Genomic DNA, 23767 nt, shown 5'->3' with positions numbered 1-23767 from the left:
TGCCCTATCCATAGCCCGCCCCGGGCCGTGGAACAAATGGCCAAACACTGATCCGACGGACGCGCCCCTGCGTAGCAGAAGGGCAAAGATTGGAACGGACGATGACACCAAAGACCATCTGGATCACCGGCGCCGGCAAGGGGCTGGGGCGCGCCCTGGCGTTAGAGCTTAGCGCGCGCGGCTACCGCATCGCCGCCAGCGCCCGCACCGAAGCCGATCTCGTCACCCTCGCCGCAGAAGCCAAAGCTCTTGGGGGGGTGATCAAGCCCTATGGCCTCGATGTCACCGACAAGCAGGGCGTTGATCGGGTGATGACCCAGATTGTGCGCGATATCGGCGTGCCCGACCTCGTCGTCCTCAATGCCGGCACTCATTCGGAAGTGACCGCCACCCATTTCGATTTGGCTGAATTTTCCCGCGTCATCGACACCAACATCATGGGAACAGCCAATTGCCTCGCGGTGCTGCTGCCCGCCATGATCGCCCGCAAATCGGGTCGCATCGCGCTGATGGCCTCCGTCGCCGGCTATCGGGGCCTCCCCACCGCCTCGGCCTATAGCGCCAGCAAGGCCGCCATCATCGCGCTGGGTGAAGCGCTCAAACCCGAGCTCGAGCCGCACAATGTCGATCTCACCCTGATCAATCCCGGTTTCGTGGACACGCCGCTGACCAAGCGCAATAAATTCCCCATGCCCTTCCTCATGCAGCCCGACAGGGCCGCAAAGATCATGGCCGACGGGCTCGAGGCCGGAAAATTCGAGATCGTCTTCCCCTGGCAGATGAAGATGTTGATGAAGCTTTTGGGCGTCCTGCCCTATCCGCTCTTTTTCGCCATCACCCGGCGTCTGGTGCGCTGAACCCGCGGCTGGATCGGCGTGTGCGGAAAAATCCGAAAACCCTTGGCGACGAGTTTCAGCGCTTCCCAATAGATCCCCGCGCTCACCTTGAGCGTCATCAGCGGATGCCCGACCAGCGCCCGCAACAGCCCCCGATCCGTCAGCGGCGCAAAATCTCCGGCAAAGCTGGCGGTCAGCAGCGTGCCCGCCTCATCGGTCTCGCGAATACCGATGGATACCTTCTCTCCCGGCGGCAGGATGGAGAAGTTGTAGGTGCACTCCATCGGCATGAAGGGCGACACGAAAAAGTTCTTCGCCGCCGCCTGCTGCACCCGCCCGCCCTCGGCATCCCCCGCTTTCAGCACATAGGCGTGCCGCTCCTGGTGCGTATTGTGCACCTCATAAATCATTGCCTTCAGCGCCCCGTCCTGCCCGTGGCAGAAATAGACGGTCAGCGGATTGAACACATAGCCGAACATGGCCGGATAGCAGAGCACCCGGATCGACCCATCGGCCACAATCCCCTCCGCCACGAGCTTCCGCACCACCCAGGCCTTGAGCGGCCCGCCGTCGCCATGATCCCGCTCGCGAAAACTCAGCACGCCCCAGCGATTGAACGCAAAAAGCTTCAGCCCCCGGTCCAGCGCTTCGAGCTCGTCGAGATCGAGCAGCAGGCAAAATACCTTGTAGGCGAGCTTGTGCTTCTTTGGCCGCAGCCGGGCATGGACCACCTGTCCGGTATAGATGCCGCTCTCCGGGCTCATTCCGCCGCTGCCACTTCCGAAAGGGGTTCAAGGCTGATGCGCCCGGACGCATTGGGCACATCCCAGGGTCGCCGCACGCCAAAATTCTCGGCCACCGCGAGGCCCGATTGCAGCGCGTCCTCGTGGAAACCATAGCCGAAATAGGACCCGCAGAACCAGGAGTTCCGCCGCCCCTGCAATTGCCAGAGATCCTTCTGCGCCTCGAGCGCCCCGAGGTCGAACAGCGGATGGGTATAGTTGAAGCTGCGCTTGACCGAACTCTCGCGCGGTTCGCGCCCCGGATTGAGCGTCACGAAAAGATTGTGCCGCTTGTCCAGCCCCTGCAGCCGGTTCATCCAATAAGAAACGCAGAGCTGGTTCTGCGCGTCCGGCGCACTGTCAGCGACATAGTTCCAGCTCGCCCACACATGGCGCCGCTTGGGCATGAAGCTCGGGTCATCATGCAGCACCGCGACATTGTCGGTATAGCCGAAGGCGCCGAGCAGGCGCTGCTCCAGCGGGTCGGGGTCAGCCAGCAGTTTCAGTGTCGTGTCGGCGTGCGTCGCCATCACCACATCGGTAAACACATCGCGCTGGCCGCGATCATCCTCGACGATCACCATGCCATTGCCGCGCGTCACGCTGCGGGCGCCATTACCCATTTCCAGCTCGCCGCCGAAATTGCGCATCAGCGCTTCGACATAGGTTCGGCTGCCACCCTTGACCGTGCGCCAGTTGATCCGCCGGCCGAGCAGGAACAGCTGATGGCTCGAAAAGAACCGCACGAAGGCCTGCATCGGGAAGGCCTTGATCTGCTCGGGCGAGCTCGACCAGATCGCCGCGCACATGGGCAGCACATGGTGGTCGATCAGCGTCTGCGAATAAGCGTGCTTGTCGAGAAACTGGCCCAGGGACATACCGGCGATTTCCGGGCTGTCGAGCAGCGATCCCGCATGGCCATAGAAGCGGGCGATATCGGCCAGCATGCGCCAGAAGAACGGGCGCACCAGATTGCGCTTCTGCCCCATGATGCCGATGAGATCGCTCGAATATTCGAAATGCCCGTCCCCGCTCGAAGCGGCAAAGGACATATTGGTCTCGAGGCTCTCCACCCCGAGGTGATCGAGCAGGGCGACGAAATTGGGGTAGTTGGCGGCATTGTAGACGATAAAGCCGGTGTCGACATTGACCGGCCCCGCCGGGGTCTCGACTTCCACCGTATTGGCGTGGCCCCCGATCCGGTCGGCACTTTCATAGAGCCGAACGGGGTGGCGCTGGCTCAAAAGCCAGGCTGCCGACAGGCCGGCCATGCCCGCTCCAATGACAGCGATCCTCCGGCCAGACGCATCTTGATGGCGGTGAGGATCGTGAAACAATTTGCAGGCTCCTTGTTGCCTCCTCTAATACGGGGGCGAGTATGGAGTGGATGTCGTGTCGAGGTTTTTTTCGTGTCCGGTGATCCAGCCAATTAGCCCCTGCGTAATCAGGGCATGTGGTCACCTGAAATCCAGATCGAGCGCCCGACGCTCCCCCAAGGCGAACGCGCCGGCTCCCTCCGGCCGCGCCGTCGCGGGAGGCCTGCCGTGGGCGTGACGCCAAACCCGGCCGGCGGCAGCGAGCGGGAAGTTTTCGTTGCCCATATCCTGGCGATCGCCGAACGCTCCGACCGCGCTGCTTTCGAAGCCCTCTTCGAACATTTCGCTCCGCGCGTAAAAGCCTATCTCATGCGCCTGGGTGGCGGTGAACTGATGGCCGAGGAGCTCGCGCAGGAGACCATGGTCCTCGTCTGGCGCAAGGCTGCGCTCTATGACCCGACCAAGGCCAGCCCGTCGACCTGGATTTTTACCATCGCCCGCAACCGGCGCATCGACGCCTTCCGGCGCGAAAGCCACCCCGAGCTTGATGCCGAAGAACCGGCGCTGCAGATCAGCGGCGTGCCCACGGCCGACCAGGCGCTCGAAACCAAGCAGTCGAACGCCCAGATTGTCGAAGCCATGTCCAAGCTCTCCGACAACGAACGGCAATTGCTGAACCTGGCCTATTACGAGGACAAGTCCCACAGCACCATCGCCACCGAACTCAAGATTCCCCTTGGAACGGTCAAGTCGCGCCTGCGGCAGGTATTCCGCAAATTGCGTTCCGACCTTTCCTCCAAGCTGGGGCCGCAGCTATGACCCACAGTCACCACGTCAGCGATGAGCTCCTTGTGAGCTATGAGGCCGGCAGCCTTGCCGAAGGCTGGAGCCTTGCCGTCGCCACCCATCTTCATTCCTGCCCCGAATGCCGGGAGCGCGCCCGCGCGGCCGCCAGCATCGGCGGAGCCATGCTCGAAGAGATCGAGGTCACGCCCCTGCGCGCCGGTGCCTTGTCATCCGTGCTCGAGCGTCTCGACGCCACCCCGGTTGAGGCGCCGCCCATCCGGACCACCCACGCGGCCGCCGGCGATGTTCCTTCGCCCTTGCGACGCTACATCGGCGCCAATCTCGAGAGCGTCGCCTGGCGCAAGCTCGGCACCGCCGCCCAGCAGTTCATCATCCCCACCGGCGACAGCGAAACCTCGGTGCGGCTCCTGCGCATTCCGGCCGGCACGCCTGTGCCCGAGCATGGTCATCGCGGCCTCGAGCTGACCGTCGTGCTGCGCGGCACGCTGGTCGACGAGGATGATCGCTTCACGGTCGGCGAGATCGAGGAAGGCTATGACGGGCTCGAGCACCAGCCCCGCGCCGGAGAAGATGGCGAGTGCATCTGTCTTGCGGTCACCGATGCGCCGCTGCGCTTCAAGAGCCCGCTCCTGCGCCTCTTGCAGCCCATATTGAAAATCTGACCCCCAGGGAGAGCGGGATGCCAAATTTTGCCATTGCCTATTTGAGTTCCGCTCTCGTCTTCTTCGCCATCGACTTTGTCTGGCTCAGCACGGCGACGCGCTTCCTCTATAAGCCTCAGATGGGCGGGCTCCTGGCTGACAGCCCCAATCTCCCGGTCGCCGCGGCCTTCTATCTCGTCTATCTCATCGGCGTGACGGTCTTCGCCATCCTGCCCGCCGCCAATGCCAATTCCTGGCTCATGGCGCTGGGCCTCGGCGCCCTCCTCGGCCTCGTCGCCTATGGCACCTATGACTTCACCAATCTCGCCACCATCCGCGACTGGCCGGTCCTCGTCACTATCGTCGACCTCGCCTGGGGCACCTTCCTCACCGCCCTCGCCGCCACCGCCGGCTTCTTCGCCGTCCGCCACTGGGGTCATTTTTAGGTTTTTGGGTTCGGGCTCTTGCTCAGCCACCGGTTTTGCTTGGCTCCTCCGAGCAAATCTGACAACTGCCCCCTCAGTCTGCGCCCCCTCGCCCCTCAGGGGAGAGGGATGGGGTGATGGGTGAAAGCTGAACCCTCACCCACCCCAAGCGCGATGCGTCCCTCCCCCTACCAGGGGGAGGCTAGGAGGGGGTCTCCAACCCCAAAAACCCTAAGTCACCACCCCATCGGCCACCAGCACCTGCCGCCGACAGGTCTGAGCGATCTTCTCGTCATGGGTCGAGATCAAGAAAGTCGTCTTCTCGTTCTCGTTGATCTCCTTGATCAACTCCATCACCTGCGTCGCCGATTCCCGGTCGAGATTGCCGGTCGGCTCGTCGGCCAGCACCAGTTCGGGCTGGTTCATCAGCGCCCGCGCAATGGCGACGCGCTGCTTCTGCCCGCCCGAGAGCGCGGTGGCCAGAAAGTCCATGCGATGGCCCAGCCCCACCCGCTCCAGCAACTCCTCGCCACGCCGACGCGCCGAAGCCGTCTCCCGCCCCTCGCGCACTGCCATGGGAAAGATGACATTTTCGAGCGCGGAGAAGTCCGGCAGCAGATGATGGAACTGGAACACGAAGCCGACGTGCCGGTTGCGAAACTCGGTCAGCGCCGCATCGGACGCCCGCGTCAGTTCTTCTCCCAGCATGGTGTAGGAGCCCGAAGTCGGCCGCAGCAGCGTCCCCAAAATCGTAAGAAGCGTGCTCTTGCCCGAGCCGGATGGCCCCAGCAACGCCGCCAGCTCCCCTTCGTCGAGCGTGAGGTTGAGCCCGCGCAACACGCGCGTCTCGGCCTCCCCCTCGCCATAGGTCTTCACAAGGTCCCGAACGTCTAAAAGCACACTCATTGGCCGATCACCGAAACCGGGTCCACTCGCGCCGCCGCCCGGGCCGGCAGGATGGACGCAAGGATTGCCCCGATCGCGGTCAGCGCAATCGCCAGCCCATAGGCCCCCTGCCGCACATCGACCGGCAGGCCACCCGGCGGCGCCAGTTCCGGCACCGGAAACGGCGACAGCGCCGCATAGCCGAGGCCCGCGCCAATCAGCCCGCCCAGAATGCCAATAAGAGCCCCCTGCGTCACGAAGACGAATATGACAAACCGCCGGCTGGCGCCAAAGGCGCGCATGATGCCGATCTCCGGCCGCCGCCGATAGGTGGAGAGCAGGAGCGCACTCGCCACGCCAATGACAATGGTGATCAGCGCAAACGCCTTGATCAGATCGCCCGAGCTCGCCTGCGCCCGCAGCCCGTCGAGCAATTGCGCATTGCCCTCGGTCCAAGGCGTCGCGTCGAGCCCGGTTTCGGCCTCGATCCGCTCCGAATAGGCCACCGCCGCGTTGAGATCGGCAAGTTTGATCTCGATCCGCGAAATCCCCTGCGACATCTCAAAGAGGGTTCGCGCCGCGGCAATGCTGACAAAAGCAGCCCGGCGGTCGAGCGCATCGACGCCGAGTTCGAAAATCCCCGAGATCACCAGCGCCCGCTCTTCACCCCGGTCCGACTGCAGCCGCACCACCTGCCCCACGCCAATGCCGAGATCATCTGCCAGCGCCTTACCGAGGATGATCCCGTTATTGGCGAGCAGCGTATTGCCGGCGACGAGCCCCTTGTCGAGATTGGCGATGGCCGAAACCTTGTCCGGCTCGACCCCGGTCACGCCGACCGGCGCCGTCACCTGCCCGCGCACCAGAAAACCATTGCCGACAATCTGCGGCGAAACAGCGACAACCCCATCCATCCGCTCGATCAGCGGCAGGAAGGCCCCAGCCGTGCGCAATTGCTCGCGCTGGTTGGAGGCCTGTTCGACCACGAGATATCCCGGGTTGTCGGGCAGGATAAGCCCGGCACTGCGGCTCGGCGCTTCGACGGTCACATGGGCAATATCGCCCACCGTCCGCTGCACGAGGAACACCGCCAGCCCGCCGATCAGCGCACTCATGAAGATGAAGACAAAGACGCCCACCGCCACCCCGGCGATGAGCAGCCCCGTCTGGGCCTTGTTGGCGGTCAGATACCGCATGGCGATCTTGAGCCCGTAGAGCATGGCCTATTCGACCTTCACTTTTTCGCCCGCCGCCACCGCACTTGGATCGAGCACCACGAGATCGCCCGCGCTCAGCCCCTCGGTGACCATCACCCGCTCCGCCGGCCAGTCGGAAAATTCGATTTTGCGCGCCACCACCACATCGCCTTCGACGACGAACACATGGCTCTCCGTCGCTTCGGTGATGATCGCCCCGCGCGGAATGGACAACGCCTCTTCCACCTCGGCCACGATGATATTGGCATTGACCGTGAGGCCCACCGGCAGCGTCGTCGGATCGTCAAAGGCGATCTTGACCATGCGCCCACCGGTCGAAATATCGACGCGCGGCGCCGCAAACACCACCGAACCATGGCGCGGCACACTATCACCCACCGGCTGCAGCAAGACCTTCAGCCCCTCTTCGATCCGTGCCGAATAAAGCTCATCCACTTCCGTATCGACCAGCAGCGTGTCGATATCGGCAATGGTGAACAGCTCGGACTGCAGATCCACCAGCTGCCCCCGCTCCACCGAGCGCGACAGCACCACGCCACTGAGCGGCGCAGTAATCGAATATTGCTTGAGCGCGGTTTCCGCCTCGTCGAGCGCCGCACGCAGGCGACTGACCTCGGTCGCCGCCGCCGTCAGCGCCAGATCGGCGTCCTCGCGGGTCGAGCGCGAGGCATTCTCGCCCAGCGCCGTCGCCCGGTCGGCCGTTGCCTGTGCCTGCTGCTGGCGCACGATCCCGGCTTCGAGCGCCGCGCGCGCCTGGTCGAGCAGCGCCTTGGGCCGCGCCACATCGAGCTGCACCAGCACTTCGCCAGCCTTGACCTCATCGCCCTCGGCGACATTGACCTGCAGCGCCGGTGCTGAAACCGCCGAGCGCACCTTGACCTCTTCGCGCGGCACGACGCGCCCATTGACCGCGAGCAGCTGGCTCATCGGCCCGGCCGCCACCGCTTCCACCGCCACTTCCGCCGGCTTTTCTTCCCACGGCCGCTCGATAAATCCATAGGTCCCGACCGCCGCCAGAGCGAGCGCCAGCACCAGCCACTTGCCCCAGCCCCGCTTGCGCTTGGTGGACGCGCGGGGGGATTCCGCTTTGCTCGCTGCAGCCATGACCGAAAATCTCACTTGATACGCTGAGGATGATACGTCGCGAGGGCGCAAATGGTTCTCGCAATCGTGAAAACACCGGCCGCCGCCCGCCGCCAATCCCTAGCACACTGTCCTCCGCCGAAGGACAAAACCTGCCCCGCCCACCTCCTAACCCGCTGGAACCGAAGCTGCATCCTGCCGTTGCGGGCTGTGGAGGTACGCTATGGATCTGATCTTGGATAAGGCCCCCGAGGCTCTGGTACGGCAAACCACCCGCCACGGACCCCTCGTGGGAGCAGAGACCACCACTTTCCGCCTTTGGGCGCCCAGCGCCAAGGCGCCGAACCTGCTGATCAGGGGCCAGGCCCCGCGGCCCCTGACACGCGCTCCGGATGGCTTCTGGCAGCTCGAAGTCGCCGATGCAGGCCCCGGCACACGCTATAAATTCGCCATTGGCGAGCTGGTTTTCCCCGACCTTGGCTCCCGTCAGCAGGACGGAGACGCCACCGGCTGGTCCGTCGTGCGCGCTCCGCTGCCGCCCTCCCGGCGGAAAACCCCGCTGCGCCCCTGGCACGAAACCCTCATCTGCGAGGTCCATGTCGGCACGGCCAGCCCCGAAGGCACCTTTGCCGGACTGGCCCGCCGCCTCGAGCATTTTCGCGATGCCGGCTACACCTGCCTCGAAATCATGCCGCTCAACGAATTTCCCGGCACCCGCAACTGGGGCTATGACGGCACGCTGATCTTTGCCCCCGAGAGCGCCTATGGCACGCCCGAGGAGTTGCGCGCCCTCGTCGACCGCGCCCATGCGCTGGGGCTCTGCATGGTGCTCGATGTCGTCTACAACCATTTTGGCGAGGTCGACAATTTCGCCCCCAAGGTTGCGCCGGAGTTTTTCGCCGACGACATCGAGACCCCCTGGGGCCCCGCGGTAGACTTCACCCAACCCATGGTGCGCCAGTTCTATTATGAGAACGCCCGCATGTGGCTTGAGGAGTTCGATTTCGACGGCCTGCGCTTCGACAGCGTCCACGAGATCGGCACCGAGGCGCGCGACCGTTTCCTCATCGAGCTTGCCCATGTGGCGCGCACCGCCAAGCGCCACGCCAAGCTGATCCTCGAGAACATGGAAAATACCGCCACCTGGCTCGAACGGACTCCGGAGGATGAGCCCGTCCTCTACGCCGCCCAGTGGAACGACGACATCCACCATGTCCTCACCCACCTCGTCACCGGCGCGCCCAAGTTCGGCTATGACGATCCGGAAAAGGACCCCTTCGCGGACCTCGAAAAGGCCCTCGCCGATGGCTTTGTCCATGATGGCGAAGCCCCCGGTCCCTCCGACGGCACTACCCGCAACGAGCCCGCCAGCGACCTGCCGCCCGATGCTTTCATCACCTATGTCCAGAATCACGACCAGATCGGCAATCGTGCCGACGCCCGCCGCCTGGCCGACCGCATATCGGCTGAAAAACTCGACTTCCTCTATTTCGTAGCCCTGCTCGCCCCCCAGATCCCGCTGCTCTTCATGGGCGAAGAAGCCAGCCTGCGCACGCGCTTCCCCTTCTTCATCGATTTTCCCGAAGAGGCCGCAGAAGCCAAGCGGCGGGATCGCGACCAGCAGATGAAGGAGATGTTCAAGGAAAAGCTGCCGCCCGGTGGCCTGCCCGATCCCAACGCCACCGAGACCTTCGACATGGCGCGGCTCGACTGGGATGGTTTTTCCGCTCCCGACGCCGTCGCCGCGCTCGCGCGCTTCCGCCAGCTCGCCCAATATCGTCGCGACATTGTCTGGCCCCTGACCTCAAGCGTCTGCCGCGCCGCCCACAGCGCCCGCCAGGAAAATGGCCTTATTATTACCTGGGTGTTTGAGGCCGGCACCTATTCCATGGCGCTCAACCCACAGGACAAGGCCATCACGCTCGCGTGCAAGGTCGATCGTCCGGCGGCCGCCACGGGAACGCATCGGGTCGATGGCGAGAGGCTCGCGCTTGGGCCCTGGTCGGCCCTTGTCTGGTAACCACCGCCATGGCTGATGCCGCCGCCCGCCGCGTCCATCTCTGCATCGACGTGCAGACCATGTTCGCCACCGACACCGACTGGTGCGCTCCATGGCTGACCCGTACCCTGCCCGCCATCGAGGCGCTGGTGGAGCGCGATCCCGCGCGGACCGTCTTCACCCGCTTCATTCCCGCCCAGACCGCAGAGCATGCCATTGGCGCCTGGCAGGATTATTACCGCCGCTGGCCCGCCATGACTGGCGAGCGTCTCACCCCCGAGCTCATCGACCTTGTCCCGTCGCTGCAGCGGTTCGTCCCGCCCGCACATGTGCTCGACAAAAGCGTCTATTCGCCCTGGCTTGGAACGCAGTTGCATGCCGCCCTGCAGCAACGCGGCATCGATACGCTGGTGATCACGGGTGGGGAGACCGACGTCTGCGTCATGGCCGCCATCATCGGGGCCATCGATCTCGGTTACCGCATCATCCTGCCCAGTGACGCTGTCTTCGGCTCCGCCGACGAGACCCATGACGCTGCCCTCACCCTTTTTCATTCTCGCTTCGGCCAGCAATTGTCGACCTGCACCACAGGCGAGCTGATCGACAACTGGACGGAGTATGCATGACCAGTATCGGCTACCACGCCTCCCATGAGCAGTTTTCGCCCCGTACCCTGGTTGAGCTGGTCAAAAAGGCAGAGGCTGCGGGCTTTTCCTGTGCCAAGTCGTCCGATCATTTTCAGCCCTGGAGCGAACGCCAGGGCCATTCCGGCTTTGCCTGGTCCTGGCTCGGCGCGGCCCTTGAGGCCACCGCCTTTCCCATCGGCTCGATCACCGCTCCGGGCTATCGCTACCATCCCGCCATCATAGCCCAGGCCGCCGCGACGCTCGGCGAAATGTTCCCGTCCCGCTTCTGGCTGGCGCTCGGTACCGGCGAGGCAATCAACGAGTCCATCACCGGCCTGCCCTGGCCCGAAAAGGCCGAACGCAATGCGCTGTTGCGCGAATGCGTCGATATCATCCGGGCCCTGTTCGATGGCGAGACAGTCACTCATCGCGGCCGTGTCACCGTCATCGAGGCAAAGCTCTATTCGCTGCCCGATCATCCCGTGCCCCTCTTCGGCGCGGCCATGACGCCAAGGACGGCGGCCTGGTGCGGCGGCTGGGCCGATGGCCTGCTGACCGTGGGCGGCGATCTCGACACGGTGCGCCGCGTTGTCGATGCCTTCCGGGAGAATGGCGGCGAACACAAGCCGATCCATATCCAGCAGGCCCTCTCATGGGCCGACACCGAGGCGGAAGCGCTTGAGATGGCACTGGAGCAATGGGGCCCCGCCGCCATTGGCGGCGAGGCCGCCTGGGATCTGCGCCGCCCGTCGGACTTCGACACGGTTGCGCGCCTTGTCGGCGAAGCCGAGATCCGCAAAAGCGTTGCCATTTCGGCTGACCCCGGCCGGCACCGCGCCTGGATCGAGGCCCTCGCCACCCGCGACCCGCAGGCCATCCATCTGCATTGCGTCGGCACCAATCAGTCGGCCTTCATCGACATGGCGGCCCGCCACCTCGTCCCCATTGCTGAGGGATAGCGCCGCTGGCGCGAAGTCGGCCCGTGCAACCAAGGCCGAGCTCTGGCCGTTGTCGGCGGGCAACGGAGACACATTCATGTCCACTTCATCTTCGCGGTTCTCAGTCGAGGCCGGGGACCATCGTCGGTTGGGCGCACACTGGGATGGGGAGGGCACAAATTTCGCGCTGTTCTCTGCCTATGCGTCGCGGGTCGAATTGTGCCTCTATGACGAGACGGGAAAAACCGAGATCGGCCGCGTCGATCTCCCCGAATATACCAATGAGATCTGGCACGGCTATGTGCCCGGCCTGCGTCCCGGCACCTGCTATGGCTATCGCGTCCATGGCCCGTTCGAACCCGAACATGGTCACCGCTTCAACCCGGCAAAACTCCTCCTCGATCCCTATGCCCGCGAAATCGTCGGCGCAGTGGAGTGGAACCCTGCGCTCTTCGGCTACAATGCCGAGGCGGAAGAGAAGGACCTCTCCTTCAACGACGCCGACAGCGCCGCCTTCATGCCCAAGGGCCGCATCATTGACCCAAAATCCTATGACTGGGGCAATGATACAATGCCCGATATCGATTGGGCACGCACGATATTCTACGAGACCCATGTCAAAGGCTTTACCCAGCTGCACCCGGCCATCCCGGAAGAACTGCGCGGGACGTTTGAAGGTCTCGGGCAAAAGGAAGTCATCGACTACATCAAGTCGACCGGCGTCACCTCCGTCGAGCTCCTGCCCATCCACGCCTTTCCGGACGACGACTTCCTGCTGCAAAAGGGCCTGCGCAATTTCTGGGGCTATAACACCCTTGGCTTCTTTGCCCCGGCCAATCGCTATTATGGCCCCAATGGGCTCAATGGCCTGCGCAACACCATCCGCGCCTTCCATGATGCCGGTTTGGAAGTCATTCTGGACGTGGTCTACAACCATACCGCCGAAGGCAATGAGATGGGGCCGACCCTTTCCTTCAAGGGCATCGACAATTTCTCCTATTACCGCACCATGCCGGGCGACCCGCGCTACTACATCAACGACACCGGTACCGGTAATACCGTCAACACCAGCCATCCCCGCGTTCTGCAGATGGTCACGGACAGCCTGCGCTACTGGGCCGAGGACATGCATGTAGACGGCTTCCGCTTCGATCTCGGCACTATTCTGGGGCGCGAGCCGGAAGGGTTTGACCAGCGCGGCGGCTTCTTCGATGCGGTCGGGCAGGACCCGGTCCTCTCGCAGGTCAAGCTCGTCGGCGAACCCTGGGACATCGGTCCCGGCGGCTATCAAGTCGGCGGCTTCCCGCCCGGCTGGGCCGAGTGGAACGACAAATACCGCGACACCATCCGGGACTACTGGAAGGACACCGACCACATTTCCCAGGACTTTGCCGCCCGCTTCACCGGCTCAGGCGATGTCTATGATCTGCGCGGCCGTCGCCCCTGGGCCGGGGTCAACTTCCTCACGGCCCATGACGGTTTCACCCTCCATGACCTCGTCTCCTATAATGACAAGCACAACGAGGCCAATGGCGAGGACAACAACGACGGCCACAACGACAACCGTAGCTATAATTATGGCGCCGAGGGCGAGACCGACGACGAGAACATCGTCGCCATCCGCGAGCGGCAGAAGCGCAATTTCCTCGCGACGCTCTTCCTCTCCCATGGCACGCCCATGCTGTTGGCGGGCGACGAGTTCAGCCGCACCCAGCATGGCAATAACAATGGCTATGCCCAGGACAGCGAAATCAGCTGGATCCATTGGGACCATAGCGAGAACGCAAAATCGCTGACCGATTTCGTCCGAAAGCTGATCGCCATCCGCCAGGCCCAGCCGCTGGTCCATCGCGAAAACTGGCGCGATATGATGAGCGTCACCTGGTACAATCCCGGTGGCGGCGAACAGCAGACCGCCCATTGGCTTGATGGCGGCGCCACGACACTGGGCCTGCGCCTGTCGCGCGACGACCTCAAGGATCAGGACGGCATCTGGTGGGAGGTGGTTGTGCTCTTCAACCCCCATGACGGCGAAGTCGACTTCGTCCTGCCCGAGCGCGCCGACGGTTCAGACTGGATCGTCGAGATCGACACCGCCGCTCTCGAAGACCATCGCGCCACCCCGACCCACGGCACCATAAAGATGGCACCGCGCTCGCTCGTGCTCCTGCGCTGAAACAACTTTGGGAGGGCCATGCCCTCCCATCACATTTCGCAGCCCGAAGCTCTCAACGCTAACAGTCTGCTAACCAACTCACCGCCAATGCCTCACGCGATGGACGCGTATGCGGCCTCGATGATTGCGGCCGCGCGCGGCCCGATATCGCCGCCGTCATGCATCTTGTTGGTCGTCCAGCACAGCGACAGACCCGCCACCGGATCGGCAAAAGCCTGCGATCCACCGGCTCCGGAATGCCCGAAAGCCTCAGGATTCGGGCCCATTGCCCGGTGCGGCGGGGAGTTGAGCATGAAGCCGACGGCCATGCGCAGCCGGCCCTTTTCGGCATTCTCGCCCCGCGCCCGCTGCTCGGTCAGGAACTGCGCCAGCGTTTCCTGGCCCACCAAAGGCTTTTCGCCATTGGGGCCGGGATTGATGACGGCATTATAGATCCCAGCGACGGCCCGCGCCGTGCCATGTCCGTTTACGGACGGAATTTCGTTTTGGCGCCAAAGGGTTGAGTTGTAATCCTCTTCCACCGGCACCGACTGCCACATGCGATAGGCGACCGATTCCACCGGCTCCCGCTTGGCGGCATTGACCACATTATTGGCCGACGGCACGATCGTCGCACAGCGCGCCCGCTCGGCCTCGGACATGCCGATAAAGTAGTCAAACCCCCGCGGCGCACAGATTTCTTCCCTGAGGAATGTGCCCAGCGTCTTCCCCGTCACCCGGCGGATCAGCTCACCGGCGATAAAGCCCAGGGTCGAGGAATGATAGACCTGCTGCTCGCCCACCGGCCAAAGCGGCTTCTGGTTGGCGATGGCAGAGATCATCCGGTCCCAGTGGTAGAAATCACCAGGCTTGGCCAGATCGGTGACGGGAATCCCAGCCAGATGGCTAAGCGCCTCCCGCACCGTCACTTTTTCTTTGCCCTCGGCGGCGAACTCCGGCCAGTACTGGCTGACCGGAGCATCGAGCGAGAGCAATCCGCGATCGGCCACCATGGCCACGCAGATCGCGGAAATCCCCTTGGCGACCGACATCATCAGCGTGATGGTATCGGCCTGCCAGGGGGCATTGCTTGCGGCGTCCCGGCTTCCCCCCCACAGATCAACCACAAGCTTGTTGCCGTGGTAGATCGCCACGGCGCCGCCAAGCTCTTCACGCTGCGTGAAATTCTCGGAAAACGCCCGGGCGACCGGGGCAAAGCGGTCTTCGGCAAAGCCGCCGATCAAAGGAAGAGAACCGTTGGACATGGCGATTAACCCGAGATCACTTCCTGCTGCATGCGCTGGGTAATTTCGGTGAACTGGCTCTGGATCGACGCCCAGTCGATGCGCAGCAGCTGGTCCGCCGGAGCGATCTTGCTGGCGACGGCCGGGTCAAGCACGGCCTTCGAGTTGGTGACGCCGGTCGGCATTGCATTGCCGAAAGCAGCCTGCTGCTCGGGCGCCAGAGCGAAGTTGACGAATTCGAGCAGGAGATCGCGGTTCGGGTGGTTCGCCGGCACGTGGTAGGACAAAACGCCCATCGGTGCGCCTTCCGCCGGGATGATGAACTTGCCCGGCACGCCGCCATCGATGAGTGCGTGCGAGCGGAAGCCGCCAAAACCGGCAGCCACACCAGCTTCCTTGCGCTGGATCAGGCCATCGACTTCGTTCGAGGTGTTGAACCAGCGAGCGATATTGGGCTTGAGTTCCTTGAGCTTTTCGACGCCCTTGGTCCAGTCCGAGCCATCGCCGGCGAGCTTTGCCGCGATCATCACGAATTCATACATCGAACCGGCCGAAGCGGCAGGCGCGAGAATCTTGCCGGCCAGGGACGGATCCCACAGATCAGCCCAGGACGTGATGGGCTTTTCGACCATGTCTTCGCGGTAGAGGATACCGTAGTCGACATAGTTGAAGCCGACGGCCTTGCTCTCATAGACGTCGCGGAAGATCGGGTGCACGTCAGCCAGGTTCGGGATGTCGTTCGGCGTCAGCTCGAGGAAGAGGTCCGGAACGCGGATCGCGCGCATGGCGACCGGCAGCGAGAGGAACGGCAGGTCGATCTCGGGCACATTGCGGTTGATGATGGCATTGTTCAGCCACTCATCGGCCGAGCCGTACTTGATGACGAATTCAACGCCATGCGCAGCGGCAAACGGATCGAGCACGATGCGGCGATAGTGCTCTTCATAGGCACCGCCGAACAGCGTCGTCACGATGGTCTTGCTCTGCGCACGTACGATCGCGGGGAAGCCGGTGATCAGACCAGCCGCGGCGGTTGTCGCCAGAAAATGGCGTCGGTTCATTGAAATGGACATTAAGTTTCTCCCTTAAGAATTCAGTAGGCGGATGGCGGAGCGGTCAAAGGTCACAAAGACCTCCTCACCCGGCTTGAAACTGTCGACCGCGGTGGACACACGGGCCACAATCGGCCCCACCGACGTGTCGACGACGAAGGCGTTCTGCTCGCCCAGATAGGTCAGTGAATTGACCTTTCCGGCGATCCCCTCGCCCTCCTGTGTGCGCTTGAGCGCGACCCGCTCTGCCCTGATGGCAAAGCGAATATCCTTGGCCCCCGCCGGAGCCACGGCATCGGCCAGAACGCTGGCATCGCCGATCTTCAGACGCGTCTGGCCACCCTCAACGCCATCAATCTTGGCATCGAGAATGTTCTGGAAGCCCATGAAGCTCGCCACGAACTCATTGGCCGGGTTCTCATAGACCTCGTTGGCCGGGGCGATCTGCTGGATGACCCCGCCCTCCATCACCGCGACCCGGTCGCTGAGCACCACAGCCTCTTCCTGGTCGTGGGTCACGAAGATCGCGGTAATGCCCAGTTCCTTGGTCACGCGGCGCAGTTCCACCTGCAGCGCTTCGCGCAGCTTGCGGTCGAGCGCACCAAAGGGTTCGTCGAGCAGAAGAGCGGTCGGATTGGTGACAATGGCGCGGGCGATGGCAACGCGCTGCTGCTGGCCGCCGGAAAGCTCATGCGGCATGCGGCTGACATACGCATCGAGCCGCACCAGCGACAGCGCCTTCTTCACCCGTTCCTCACGCTCCTCGCGCGCCACGCCCTGCATCTTGAGGCCGAAGGCGACATTGTCGGCCACGCTCATATGCGGGAACAGCGCATGGGACTGGAACACCATGGCGATATGGCGCTTGTGGATCGGCGTGCGCGTGACGTCGCGCCCTTCAAGGACAATGCTGCCCTCGTCGATATCAGCAAGGCCGGCAATCGAGCGCAGCAGCGTGGTCTTGCCGCAGCCGCTGGGGCCCAGCAGCGTGACCAATTCACCCTTTTCGATCGAGAGCGAGACATTGTTGAGCACCTTGAGGCGCCCGTAGCTCTTGGAAATGTTCGAACAATTGAGTGCAGTCACGTTCTATGCTCCCAGCGTCTTGCGCAGACCCGCAAAGCGCTCAAGCGCAATTGCGACGACAAGAGCCATCACGATGAGGAGGGTGGAAACCGCGGCGACCGACGGGTCGAGATTATACTCGACATAGCTCATCAGGCTCAGCGGAAGGGTGTTCATCCTGGCATTGGCGAGGAAGAGCGAGATCGACACATTGTCGAACGAGATCACGAAGGCAAAGACCATGCCCGCGATCAGGCCGGGAGCAAGACCCGGCAGGGTGATCAAGAGGAAGGTCTTGATGTTGTTGGCCCCGAGCGTACGCGCGGCTTCTTCGGCCAGGGGATCAAGCCGCATCAGGCTGGCACTGGTGGTGCGCAGGAGATAGGGCAGGACGATCAGCACGTGCGCCACGATCAAACGGGTGCTGCCCGCCCCAAAACCAATGCGGGAGGTTGCCAGAAGAATGGCAAGACCGATGACGACCGATGGCACAACCAGCGGGGCCAGGAGGATGGTCTGGAACACCTCGCGTCCCTTGATATTGCTGCGCGTGATGGCGAGCGCCGCTGCAATGGCGAGCGGCGTTGCGATGGCGGTCGAGACGACGGCCAGCCACAGCGAGTTCCAGGCTGCAGACAGGAATTCGGGCTTGGCGAGGGCGAAGAAATACCAGCGCAGCGTAAAATTCTGCGGCGGGAATTCGAGGATCTCGCTGGTGCCGAAGGAGCTGAGCGCAATCACCACTGTGGGCGCAAGGATAAAGGTGAACAGCAGCGCGATGACCACGCCGAAGAAAATGCGGCCGATCATGTGCGCCTCCGGGCGGGGGCCAGAAGATTGGTCAGCGCGCCTAGGCCGAACACAGCGCTCGCGGCGACGATGAGCAGCAGGAAGGCCATGGCAGAGCCGGCGCCCCATTCATAAAGGCTGACAAAGTTCTGGTAGATCAGGGTGGTGATGAAGTTCGGACCGCTCGGACCTAGAACGGCCGGCGTCACATAGGCCGAGATCGAGAGCGAGAAACAGAGCGTAACGCCCGCACCGATGCCTGGCACGCAGAGCGGCAAGAGCACATGCCACCAGATGCGCGCGCGGTTCGCCCCCAAAGAGGCAGCGGCTTCGCTGACCGCCATGTCGATGCGATCGAGGGCAGCGACGAGATTAAGCACCATGAAGGGCAGGACGACATGGACCAGGCCAATGCCGATGGCGAGGTCGGTATAGAGCAGCTTAATCGGCGACTGGATCAGACCCAGCCCGATCAGCGCATTATTGATCACGCCATTCTGCCCCAGGATGACGATCCAGCCATAGGAGCTGGCCACCATGCTCACCAGGAGCGGCGACAGCACAATGATGGAAATCGGCGAGCGCCAGACGGCAGGCGCCCGCCACATCAAAGCGGCCAGAGGAAACCCGAGTACGAGCGCGGCCGCCGTAACGCCCAGCGAAATCAGAAAAGTCTTGCCGGCAACACCCAGGAAGAATGCATCTGTCAACAGATCAGAGAAATTGCTGAGGGTTGGCCCCTGCAAATCCTGAACTGCAAAGTCGCCGGTAAGCGTACTAAAATTAAGTAGGTAGAATAAGGGGATAGCCAAACACACGCCGAGCAGTGCCATGGCTGGCAACAGCAGGACCGCGGAAAGGCGGGTCGATAAAAATGGCATTCGGGACTCCTCAAGCCCAAATTTCCCCATCAACAGTCATCTGTCAACAGTTTTCATCTAGGGTGCTGAAGTGTCGCGGAATTTCACCGGCGATCGGAACCACGCGCGCCAAAAAGGCACCGATGCAGTCGATCGGGTCAGGTGTACCGCTGAATCTGGTCGCAGATGCGTGGGCTACACGGGCCCGAAGAGGACAACCCCACGGTCGTCGGTGTGTCGGACAAGGTGTCCGCGGATTGTCAGATAATTGGCAAGGGCCGGCATCATGTGCGGCATGCGGGTTCCCAGATGTGCCAGGGCCCGATCCGAGAACACGAGCGGCACCATCTCCGCACAGCTCATGGGATGCGTGATCGCTGCCCGCAGTCGATCGAGACGGGCCAGATGCCCCTGACGGATACGAACAATCGTTGATCCCAAAGGCATGGGATCGCCATGTCCGGGAAGCACAATCGTATCGGCCGGAAGCGCTTCCATGGCCTCTAGGAAATCGAGATAGGCGCCCATCGCGTCGTACTCGGGATCATTGCTCTGGACGACGATCTGGGGTCCGGACCCGGAGAGCAGCTGGTCGCCGGCAACCAGGATCTTTCGGTCGGCCGCATAAAGGCAGGCCGGCGCCAGTGAATGCCCGCCACCGACGAGTACCTCGAAGTCGATGCCGCCGAGACGGATATGGTCGCCTGCTTGGAGAACCTGAAAGTCCTGTGGGAAGGGCGCCATGACCGAATAGTCGGATGGCAGGCGCGCGGCGCTGGCGTCAAAGCCGTTTCGCGCCCAGAGCACCTGCAACTCGACCAGCCGCTCAGCCTGCGTGGTATTGCTCAGCCGCATGGCATCTGAGTGTTCGGTCGCGGTCATCAGAAAAGCGGCGCCGCTGCGTTCCAGCAATGGCCCGGCCTGACCGACGTGATCGATATGCATATGCGTACAGAGAATGTGCTGGGCACCCTCTACCCAGTCATCCTCAACCTGCGCCCAGACCGCGGCAGTCGCAGCGTTGGGCAGCCCGGTATCGATGATGGCGTGGCTGCCGCGCTGACCGATGATCAGCGCGTTGACGCCACCGAAGGCCGGCATCGGCAGGCGAAGGCACCTTATGCCTTCAACCCAATTTTCGATGTCCCCTCCCCCCGACATGCGCCCTAAGCTCGGGCGAAATGACAGGCTGCGAGGTGATCCGCCTTGCCATGGGAGGTGAGCGCAGGCTCGGACTGGGCGCACTGATCCACGGCCATCGGGCAGCGAGTGCGGAAAGCACAGCCGGACGGCGGGCTCATCGGGTTGGGCAGGTCACCCTTGGCGATCAGCCCATCCGTATCGGACTTGCCGCCGATCTGCGGGATCGCGGCCAGAAGCGCGCGGGTATAGGGATGGGACGGACTGTCAAACACGTCTTCGGTCTTGCCCTGCTCAATGATCCGGCCGAGATACATCACCACAACTTCGTCGGAGATGTGCCGCACCACAGACAGATCGTGCGAGATGAACACATAGGTCAGTCCGAGGTCTTTCTGGAGCTTCATCAGGAGGTTGATGACCTGCGCCTGAATTGAAACGTCCAGAGCCGACACCGCTTCGTCCAGAATAAGCACATCCGGATTAAGCGCAAGCGAGCGTGCAATGGCGATACGCTGACGCTGCCCACCGGAAAACTCCGGCGACCGGCGCAGACCCGCCTCGGGCGGCAGACCCACATATTCGAGCAGCTCATTGACGCGGTCGCGGCTGTAATTGCCAGAGATCCGCAGCGGCTCGGCAATCACGTCATGAATGGTCATGCGCGGATCGAGCGAGGAATAGGGGTCCTGGAAGACCACCTGCAGCTCCTTACGCTTGTTGCGCAGGGCCTGGCCGCGCAGCGTAAAGAAGGGTTCGCCGTTGAGGTAGACCTCGCCGCCGCTGGCTTCGGCCAGACGCAGCAGCACGCGTGCCAGAGTGGACTTGCCGCAACCGGACTCGCCGACAATGCCGAGCGTCTTGCCGCTTTTGAGATCAAAGGAGATATCGCGCAGCGCGTGCAGCTTGTGCGGACGGAAGGCCTTTCCGCGCACGTCAAACACCTTGTTGAGATGCTCGACCTTGAGAGCCGACTTGAGCTGGACATCGGAATCGTTTGCGGCGACCTGCTCTGCCGGGGCGGCACTGAGCGCACGCTGCTCGGCCAGCCAGTCGGGTGTTACCTCGGCGAAGTGGCAGGCCACGTCGCGGTCGCTGTCGGTGGCGCGCAATGCCGGATCCGACGCGCCGCATTCGGGCCGATCACGACCGATGGCGCAACGCGGCTGAAACGCGCAGCCCTGCGGACGCTTGCGCGGATCGGGAACAAAGCCCGGGATCGAATACAGCGAGGAAACCTTGTGGTCGACCTTTGGCAGGCTGGCGATCAAGCCCGCCGTATAGGGATGCTCAGGCGTGGCGAAGAGCTTTTCGCCCGGAGCCTGTTCCACCACACGGCCCGAATACATGACCGCGAGGCGATCGGCATATTCAGAAACGAGACCCAGGTCGTGGGTGATCAGCACCATGGCGGCGCCGGTGCGGGCCCGCACTTCGGCCAGCACCTTCATCACCTGAGCCTGGATGGTCACGTCGAGAGCCGTCGTCGGCTCGTCGGCGATCAAAAGGTCTGGTTCATTGGCCATGGCCATGGCGATGACCACGCGCTGGCGCATGCCGCCCGAGAATTCGTTCGGGAACTGGGTCGCGCGGCGTTCCGGGTTGGGAATGCCGACAAGCGACAGGAGCTCGATGACGCGTGCCTGGATTTCTGCGCCGGACTTCTTCGGATTGTGCAGCCGGATCGCCTCGGCGATCTGGTCGCCGATCTTGAGCACGGGGTTCAGCGTGGTCAGCGGATCCTGGAAGATGATCGAGACCGACTTGCCGCGGACCTTGCGCAGTTCGGCAAAGCTGAGCGTCGTCAGCTCCTGACCGCGCAGCACGATGCTGCCGCCGGCAATGCTGAGGCCTGGGCCAAGGAGGCCCAGCACGGCCAGCATGGTCAGGCTCTTGCCCGAGCCGGACTCTCCGACAATCCCGAGAACCTCGTTCTCATAGACGTCGAAGGAGACGTCGCGCACGAGGTGGATTACCCCGCCATCAGCCGCCTTGGCATCGATGGACAGATTGCGAACGCTCAGGACCGTAGCAGGAGCGGTTGAAACGGCAGTTGCAGCAGCAAGCGTCATGACACCATCTCCAGGTCATTTTCCTTGGTGAAGGCCTGTGACAGGAACTGGAACCCGGCCACCAGAATGAAGAGGGCAATGCTGGGGAGCATGGCGAGATGCGGCGCGAGGGAGAGATAGTTCTGACCTTCGGAAACCATCATACCCCAGCTCGGCAATGGCGGCTGAACGCCAAGACCGAGATAGCTCAGCGAGGCTTCGAGCACGACAATCATGCCGAACTCATAGGACCCCACGATCAGCATCTGCGGCAACACGTTGGGCAGAAGATGCTGGCGGATGTTCCAGGTCGCGGATGCGCCCTGCACTCGCGCCGACAGGATGAATTCGCGCTCGCGCAGGCTGAGCGTCATGCCACGAGCCACGCGGCCATAGGCGACCCAGCTGGTCAGACCAAGGAGGATGGCGAGGTTGAAGACGCTCGGTCCGATGATGGCGGTGACGGCGATCAGCAGCAGGACGCGCGGGATCGAGAGCTGCAGGTCTGCAAGACCCATGATGACCGCCTCAACCGGACCGCGGAAATATCCTGCGATCAGGCCCAGGGTGACACCGATGACAAGGCTCACCGCAACAGCGCCGAGGCCGATCAGCGTGGACACCTGGCCCGCAAGTGCCAGACGCGACAGGAGATCTCGGCCGAGCGTATCGGTTCCCAGGATGAAATACTTTCCATCAAAGGATGTCCCGCCCATGGGCAGCAAGGTTGCACCCAGATCTTGGGTGTAGGGATCGTAGCCGGGCAGCAGGGGGATGACGATGACCAGCACCGCCATGATGAGAAGCAGGATGCCAGCTGTGGCCTGAGAGAATGAAATCCGGGCCATCACTTGAGCCTCACGCGGGGATCGAGCAATCCGTAAAGGATATCGACGATCAGGTTGATGACGACAAAGACCAGGGAGATCAGGAAGACGCCGGCCACGATGACGGGGAAGTCACGCTGGCTGACCGACTGCACGATCAGGCGGCCTACGCCTGGCCAGCTGAACACGGTCTCCGTAACGACGGTGCCCCCCAGCAGCATGCCCAGATTGATACCGGCCACGGTGATCAACGGCAGCAGCGCATTGGGCAGCATGTGCTTGAGCAGCACCTGGATACGCCCCTGGCCCTTTGCATAGGCGGTGCGGACATAGTCGTTCCGCTGCTCAGCCGAGAGCGAGGCATTAAAAAGGCGCAGGTAGAGGGCAAGCTCATAGGTGCCCAGCGTCAGCGCCGGCAGAATGAGATGGGCGAAAGTGCCGCGCCCATAAGACGGCAACCAGCGCAGCCACACCGAGAAGATGAGGATCAGCACGAGGCCGAAGGAAAAAACGGGGATCGCCTGACGGCCGAGAGCGGCCCAGGTGATGACGTCGCGAACCCAGGCGTGGCGGGTCATGCGCATCAGGATCCCAAGCACAAAGGCGAGGCCAATACCGACGGCGAAGGATGCCACAGCAAGTTCAAGCGTCGCAGGGATGCGCTCAAGGACGAGATCCATGGCGGGCACCGCCTGGCGGAGCGACATGCCGAAATCGCCCGTCATCGCATTGCCCATGAACAAAATGTACTGGACGAACAACGGCTGGTCGAGACCAAGGGCAGCGCGCAGACGCGCAGCGTCTTCGGCAGAAGCCTCCGGCGGCAACAGCAGCACGGACGGATCGCCGGCAAGCCGCGTCAGAAAGAACGCCGCGGTTATCACGCCCGCTATAGTCAATACTGACTGCAGCAGCCGCTTGAGTATGAAGCCTGCCATATCGCCTCCTTGTGCCCGTCTGACCGAATTGCGCTTCCCGCAATCCACTCCACGCCAAGCTGAACAATGAGGAAGGCTAAAACGCGGGCCG

General features: G+C 63.0%; 22 protein-coding genes. 8 read left to right on the top strand and 14 right to left on the bottom strand.

Annotated features, from left to right (window positions below):
- Positions 1–101: 101 nt before the first annotated feature.
- Complete coding sequence (locus NYQ88_RS01875; RefSeq protein ID WP_275653297.1) at positions 102–857, top strand: SDR family NAD(P)-dependent oxidoreductase; 756 nt, start codon at positions 102–104, stop codon at positions 855–857.
- Here NYQ88_RS01875 and NYQ88_RS01870 read toward each other — a convergent pair.
- Positions 815–1600, bottom strand: coding sequence for a DUF1365 family protein (locus NYQ88_RS01870; RefSeq protein ID WP_275653296.1), 786 nt, complete (start codon positions 1598–1600; stop codon positions 815–817). The two genes, NYQ88_RS01875 and NYQ88_RS01870, sit on opposite strands and share 43 nt — an antisense overlap.
- Entirely contained in the window at positions 1597–2955 is a 1359-nt protein-coding gene (locus tag NYQ88_RS01865) for an FAD-dependent oxidoreductase (protein WP_345774605.1), read from the bottom strand. Before NYQ88_RS01865 ends, NYQ88_RS01870 begins: the two co-directional genes overlap by 4 nt.
- A 207-nt stretch (positions 2956–3162) precedes the next feature.
- On the opposite strand from NYQ88_RS01865, the gene NYQ88_RS01860 reads away from it, so the two are divergent.
- From NYQ88_RS01860 to NYQ88_RS01850, 3 genes are read left to right on the top strand one after another with little or no spacing between them, the layout of a single operon-like run.
- Entirely contained in the window at positions 3163–3753 is a 591-nt protein-coding gene (locus NYQ88_RS01860; protein ID WP_275653295.1) for a sigma-70 family RNA polymerase sigma factor, read from the top strand.
- Entirely contained in the window at positions 3750–4403 is a 654-nt protein-coding gene (locus NYQ88_RS01855; RefSeq protein WP_275653294.1) for a ChrR family anti-sigma-E factor, read from the top strand. Before NYQ88_RS01860 ends, NYQ88_RS01855 begins: the two co-directional genes overlap by 4 nt.
- Before the next feature lie 17 nt (positions 4404–4420).
- Positions 4421–4828 (top strand): DUF2177 family protein, encoded by a 408-nt coding sequence (locus NYQ88_RS01850; RefSeq protein ID WP_275653293.1) that lies wholly within the window; start codon positions 4421–4423, stop codon positions 4826–4828.
- A gap of 210 nt (positions 4829–5038) precedes the next feature.
- Here NYQ88_RS01850 and NYQ88_RS01845 read toward each other — a convergent pair whose 3' ends face one another.
- The 3 genes from NYQ88_RS01845 to NYQ88_RS01835 are packed head-to-tail and all read right to left on the bottom strand — an operon-like array spanning position 5039 to position 8013.
- On the bottom strand, positions 5039–5713 hold the full coding sequence (locus NYQ88_RS01845) for an ABC transporter ATP-binding protein (RefSeq protein WP_275653292.1): 675 nt from the start codon (positions 5711–5713) through the stop codon (positions 5039–5041).
- Positions 5710–6912 carry an FtsX-like permease family protein gene (locus NYQ88_RS01840; protein ID WP_275653291.1) on the bottom strand — a complete coding sequence of 401 codons (1203 nt, stop codon included), beginning with the start codon at positions 6910–6912 and terminating at the stop codon, positions 5710–5712. The genes NYQ88_RS01845 and NYQ88_RS01840 overlap by 4 nt, the downstream gene beginning before the upstream one ends.
- Positions 6913–6915: 3 nt before the next feature.
- Positions 6916–8013 carry an efflux RND transporter periplasmic adaptor subunit gene (locus tag NYQ88_RS01835; RefSeq protein ID WP_275653290.1) on the bottom strand — a complete coding sequence of 366 codons (1098 nt, stop codon included), beginning with the start codon at positions 8011–8013 and terminating at the stop codon, positions 6916–6918.
- A gap of 202 nt (positions 8014–8215) precedes the next feature.
- Between NYQ88_RS01835 and NYQ88_RS01830 the strand changes: the two genes are divergently transcribed.
- The 4 genes from NYQ88_RS01830 to glgX all read left to right on the top strand — a co-directional run bounded on the left by NYQ88_RS01830 (position 8216) and on the right by glgX (position 13731).
- Positions 8216–10012 (top strand): alpha-amylase family glycosyl hydrolase, encoded by a 1797-nt coding sequence (locus NYQ88_RS01830; RefSeq protein WP_275653289.1) that lies wholly within the window; start codon positions 8216–8218, stop codon positions 10010–10012.
- Between the two features lie 8 nt (positions 10013–10020).
- The gene (locus NYQ88_RS01825) at positions 10021–10617 is read left to right on the top strand and encodes an isochorismatase family cysteine hydrolase (RefSeq protein WP_275653288.1); all 597 of its coding nucleotides are present in this window, start codon (positions 10021–10023) and stop codon (positions 10615–10617) included.
- Positions 10614–11576 carry a TIGR03885 family FMN-dependent LLM class oxidoreductase gene (locus NYQ88_RS01820; protein WP_275653287.1) on the top strand — a complete coding sequence of 321 codons (963 nt, stop codon included), beginning with the start codon at positions 10614–10616 and terminating at the stop codon, positions 11574–11576. The genes NYQ88_RS01825 and NYQ88_RS01820 overlap by 4 nt, the downstream gene beginning before the upstream one ends.
- 76 nt (positions 11577–11652) lie before the next feature.
- Positions 11653–13731 (top strand): glycogen debranching protein GlgX, encoded by a 2079-nt coding sequence (gene glgX / locus NYQ88_RS01815; protein WP_275653286.1) that lies wholly within the window; start codon positions 11653–11655, stop codon positions 13729–13731.
- 92 nt (positions 13732–13823) lie between these two features.
- On the opposite strand, the gene NYQ88_RS01810 is transcribed toward glgX, so the two are convergent.
- From NYQ88_RS01810 to NYQ88_RS01770, 9 genes are all read right to left on the bottom strand, one after another.
- Positions 13824–14975 (bottom strand): serine hydrolase domain-containing protein, encoded by a 1152-nt coding sequence (locus NYQ88_RS01810; RefSeq protein WP_275653285.1) that lies wholly within the window; start codon positions 14973–14975, stop codon positions 13824–13826.
- Positions 14976–14980: 5 nt separating this feature from the next.
- Positions 14981–16027 carry an extracellular solute-binding protein gene (locus tag NYQ88_RS01805; protein WP_275653284.1) on the bottom strand — a complete coding sequence of 349 codons (1047 nt, stop codon included), beginning with the start codon at positions 16025–16027 and terminating at the stop codon, positions 14981–14983.
- Positions 16028–16039: 12 nt separating this feature from the next.
- On the bottom strand, positions 16040–17092 hold the full coding sequence (locus NYQ88_RS01800) for an ABC transporter ATP-binding protein (RefSeq protein WP_275653283.1): 1053 nt from the start codon (positions 17090–17092) through the stop codon (positions 16040–16042).
- A 3-nt stretch (positions 17093–17095) separates the two neighbouring features.
- Positions 17096–17881: an ABC transporter permease gene (locus tag NYQ88_RS01795; protein ID WP_275653282.1), complete on the bottom strand. Its 786-nt coding sequence runs from the start codon at positions 17879–17881 to the stop codon at positions 17096–17098.
- On the bottom strand, positions 17878–18570 hold the full coding sequence (locus tag NYQ88_RS01790; RefSeq protein ID WP_275653281.1) for an ABC transporter permease: 693 nt from the start codon (positions 18568–18570) through the stop codon (positions 17878–17880). Before NYQ88_RS01790 ends, NYQ88_RS01795 begins: the two co-directional genes overlap by 4 nt.
- Positions 18571–18915: 345 nt before the next feature.
- A complete protein-coding gene (locus tag NYQ88_RS01785) occupies positions 18916–19821 on the bottom strand; it encodes an MBL fold metallo-hydrolase (RefSeq protein WP_275653280.1) in 906 nt (301 codons plus the stop codon).
- Positions 19822–19886: 65 nt separating this feature from the next.
- On the bottom strand, positions 19887–21932 hold the full coding sequence (locus NYQ88_RS01780; protein ID WP_275653279.1) for an ABC transporter ATP-binding protein: 2046 nt from the start codon (positions 21930–21932) through the stop codon (positions 19887–19889).
- On the bottom strand, positions 21929–22759 hold the full coding sequence (locus NYQ88_RS01775) for an ABC transporter permease (protein ID WP_275653278.1): 831 nt from the start codon (positions 22757–22759) through the stop codon (positions 21929–21931). The genes NYQ88_RS01780 and NYQ88_RS01775 overlap by 4 nt, the downstream gene beginning before the upstream one ends.
- Entirely contained in the window at positions 22759–23676 is a 918-nt protein-coding gene (locus tag NYQ88_RS01770; protein ID WP_275653277.1) for an ABC transporter permease, read from the bottom strand. Before NYQ88_RS01770 ends, NYQ88_RS01775 begins: the two co-directional genes overlap by 1 nt.
- Between the last annotated feature and the right edge of the window lie 91 nt (positions 23677–23767).

The organism is Devosia sp. SD17-2 (assembly GCF_029201565.1).
GTDB lineage: Bacteria > Pseudomonadota > Alphaproteobacteria > Rhizobiales > Devosiaceae > Devosia.
Note: the sequence above shows the minus strand (reverse complement) of the source record. Positions and strands in the feature narration are given on the sequence as shown.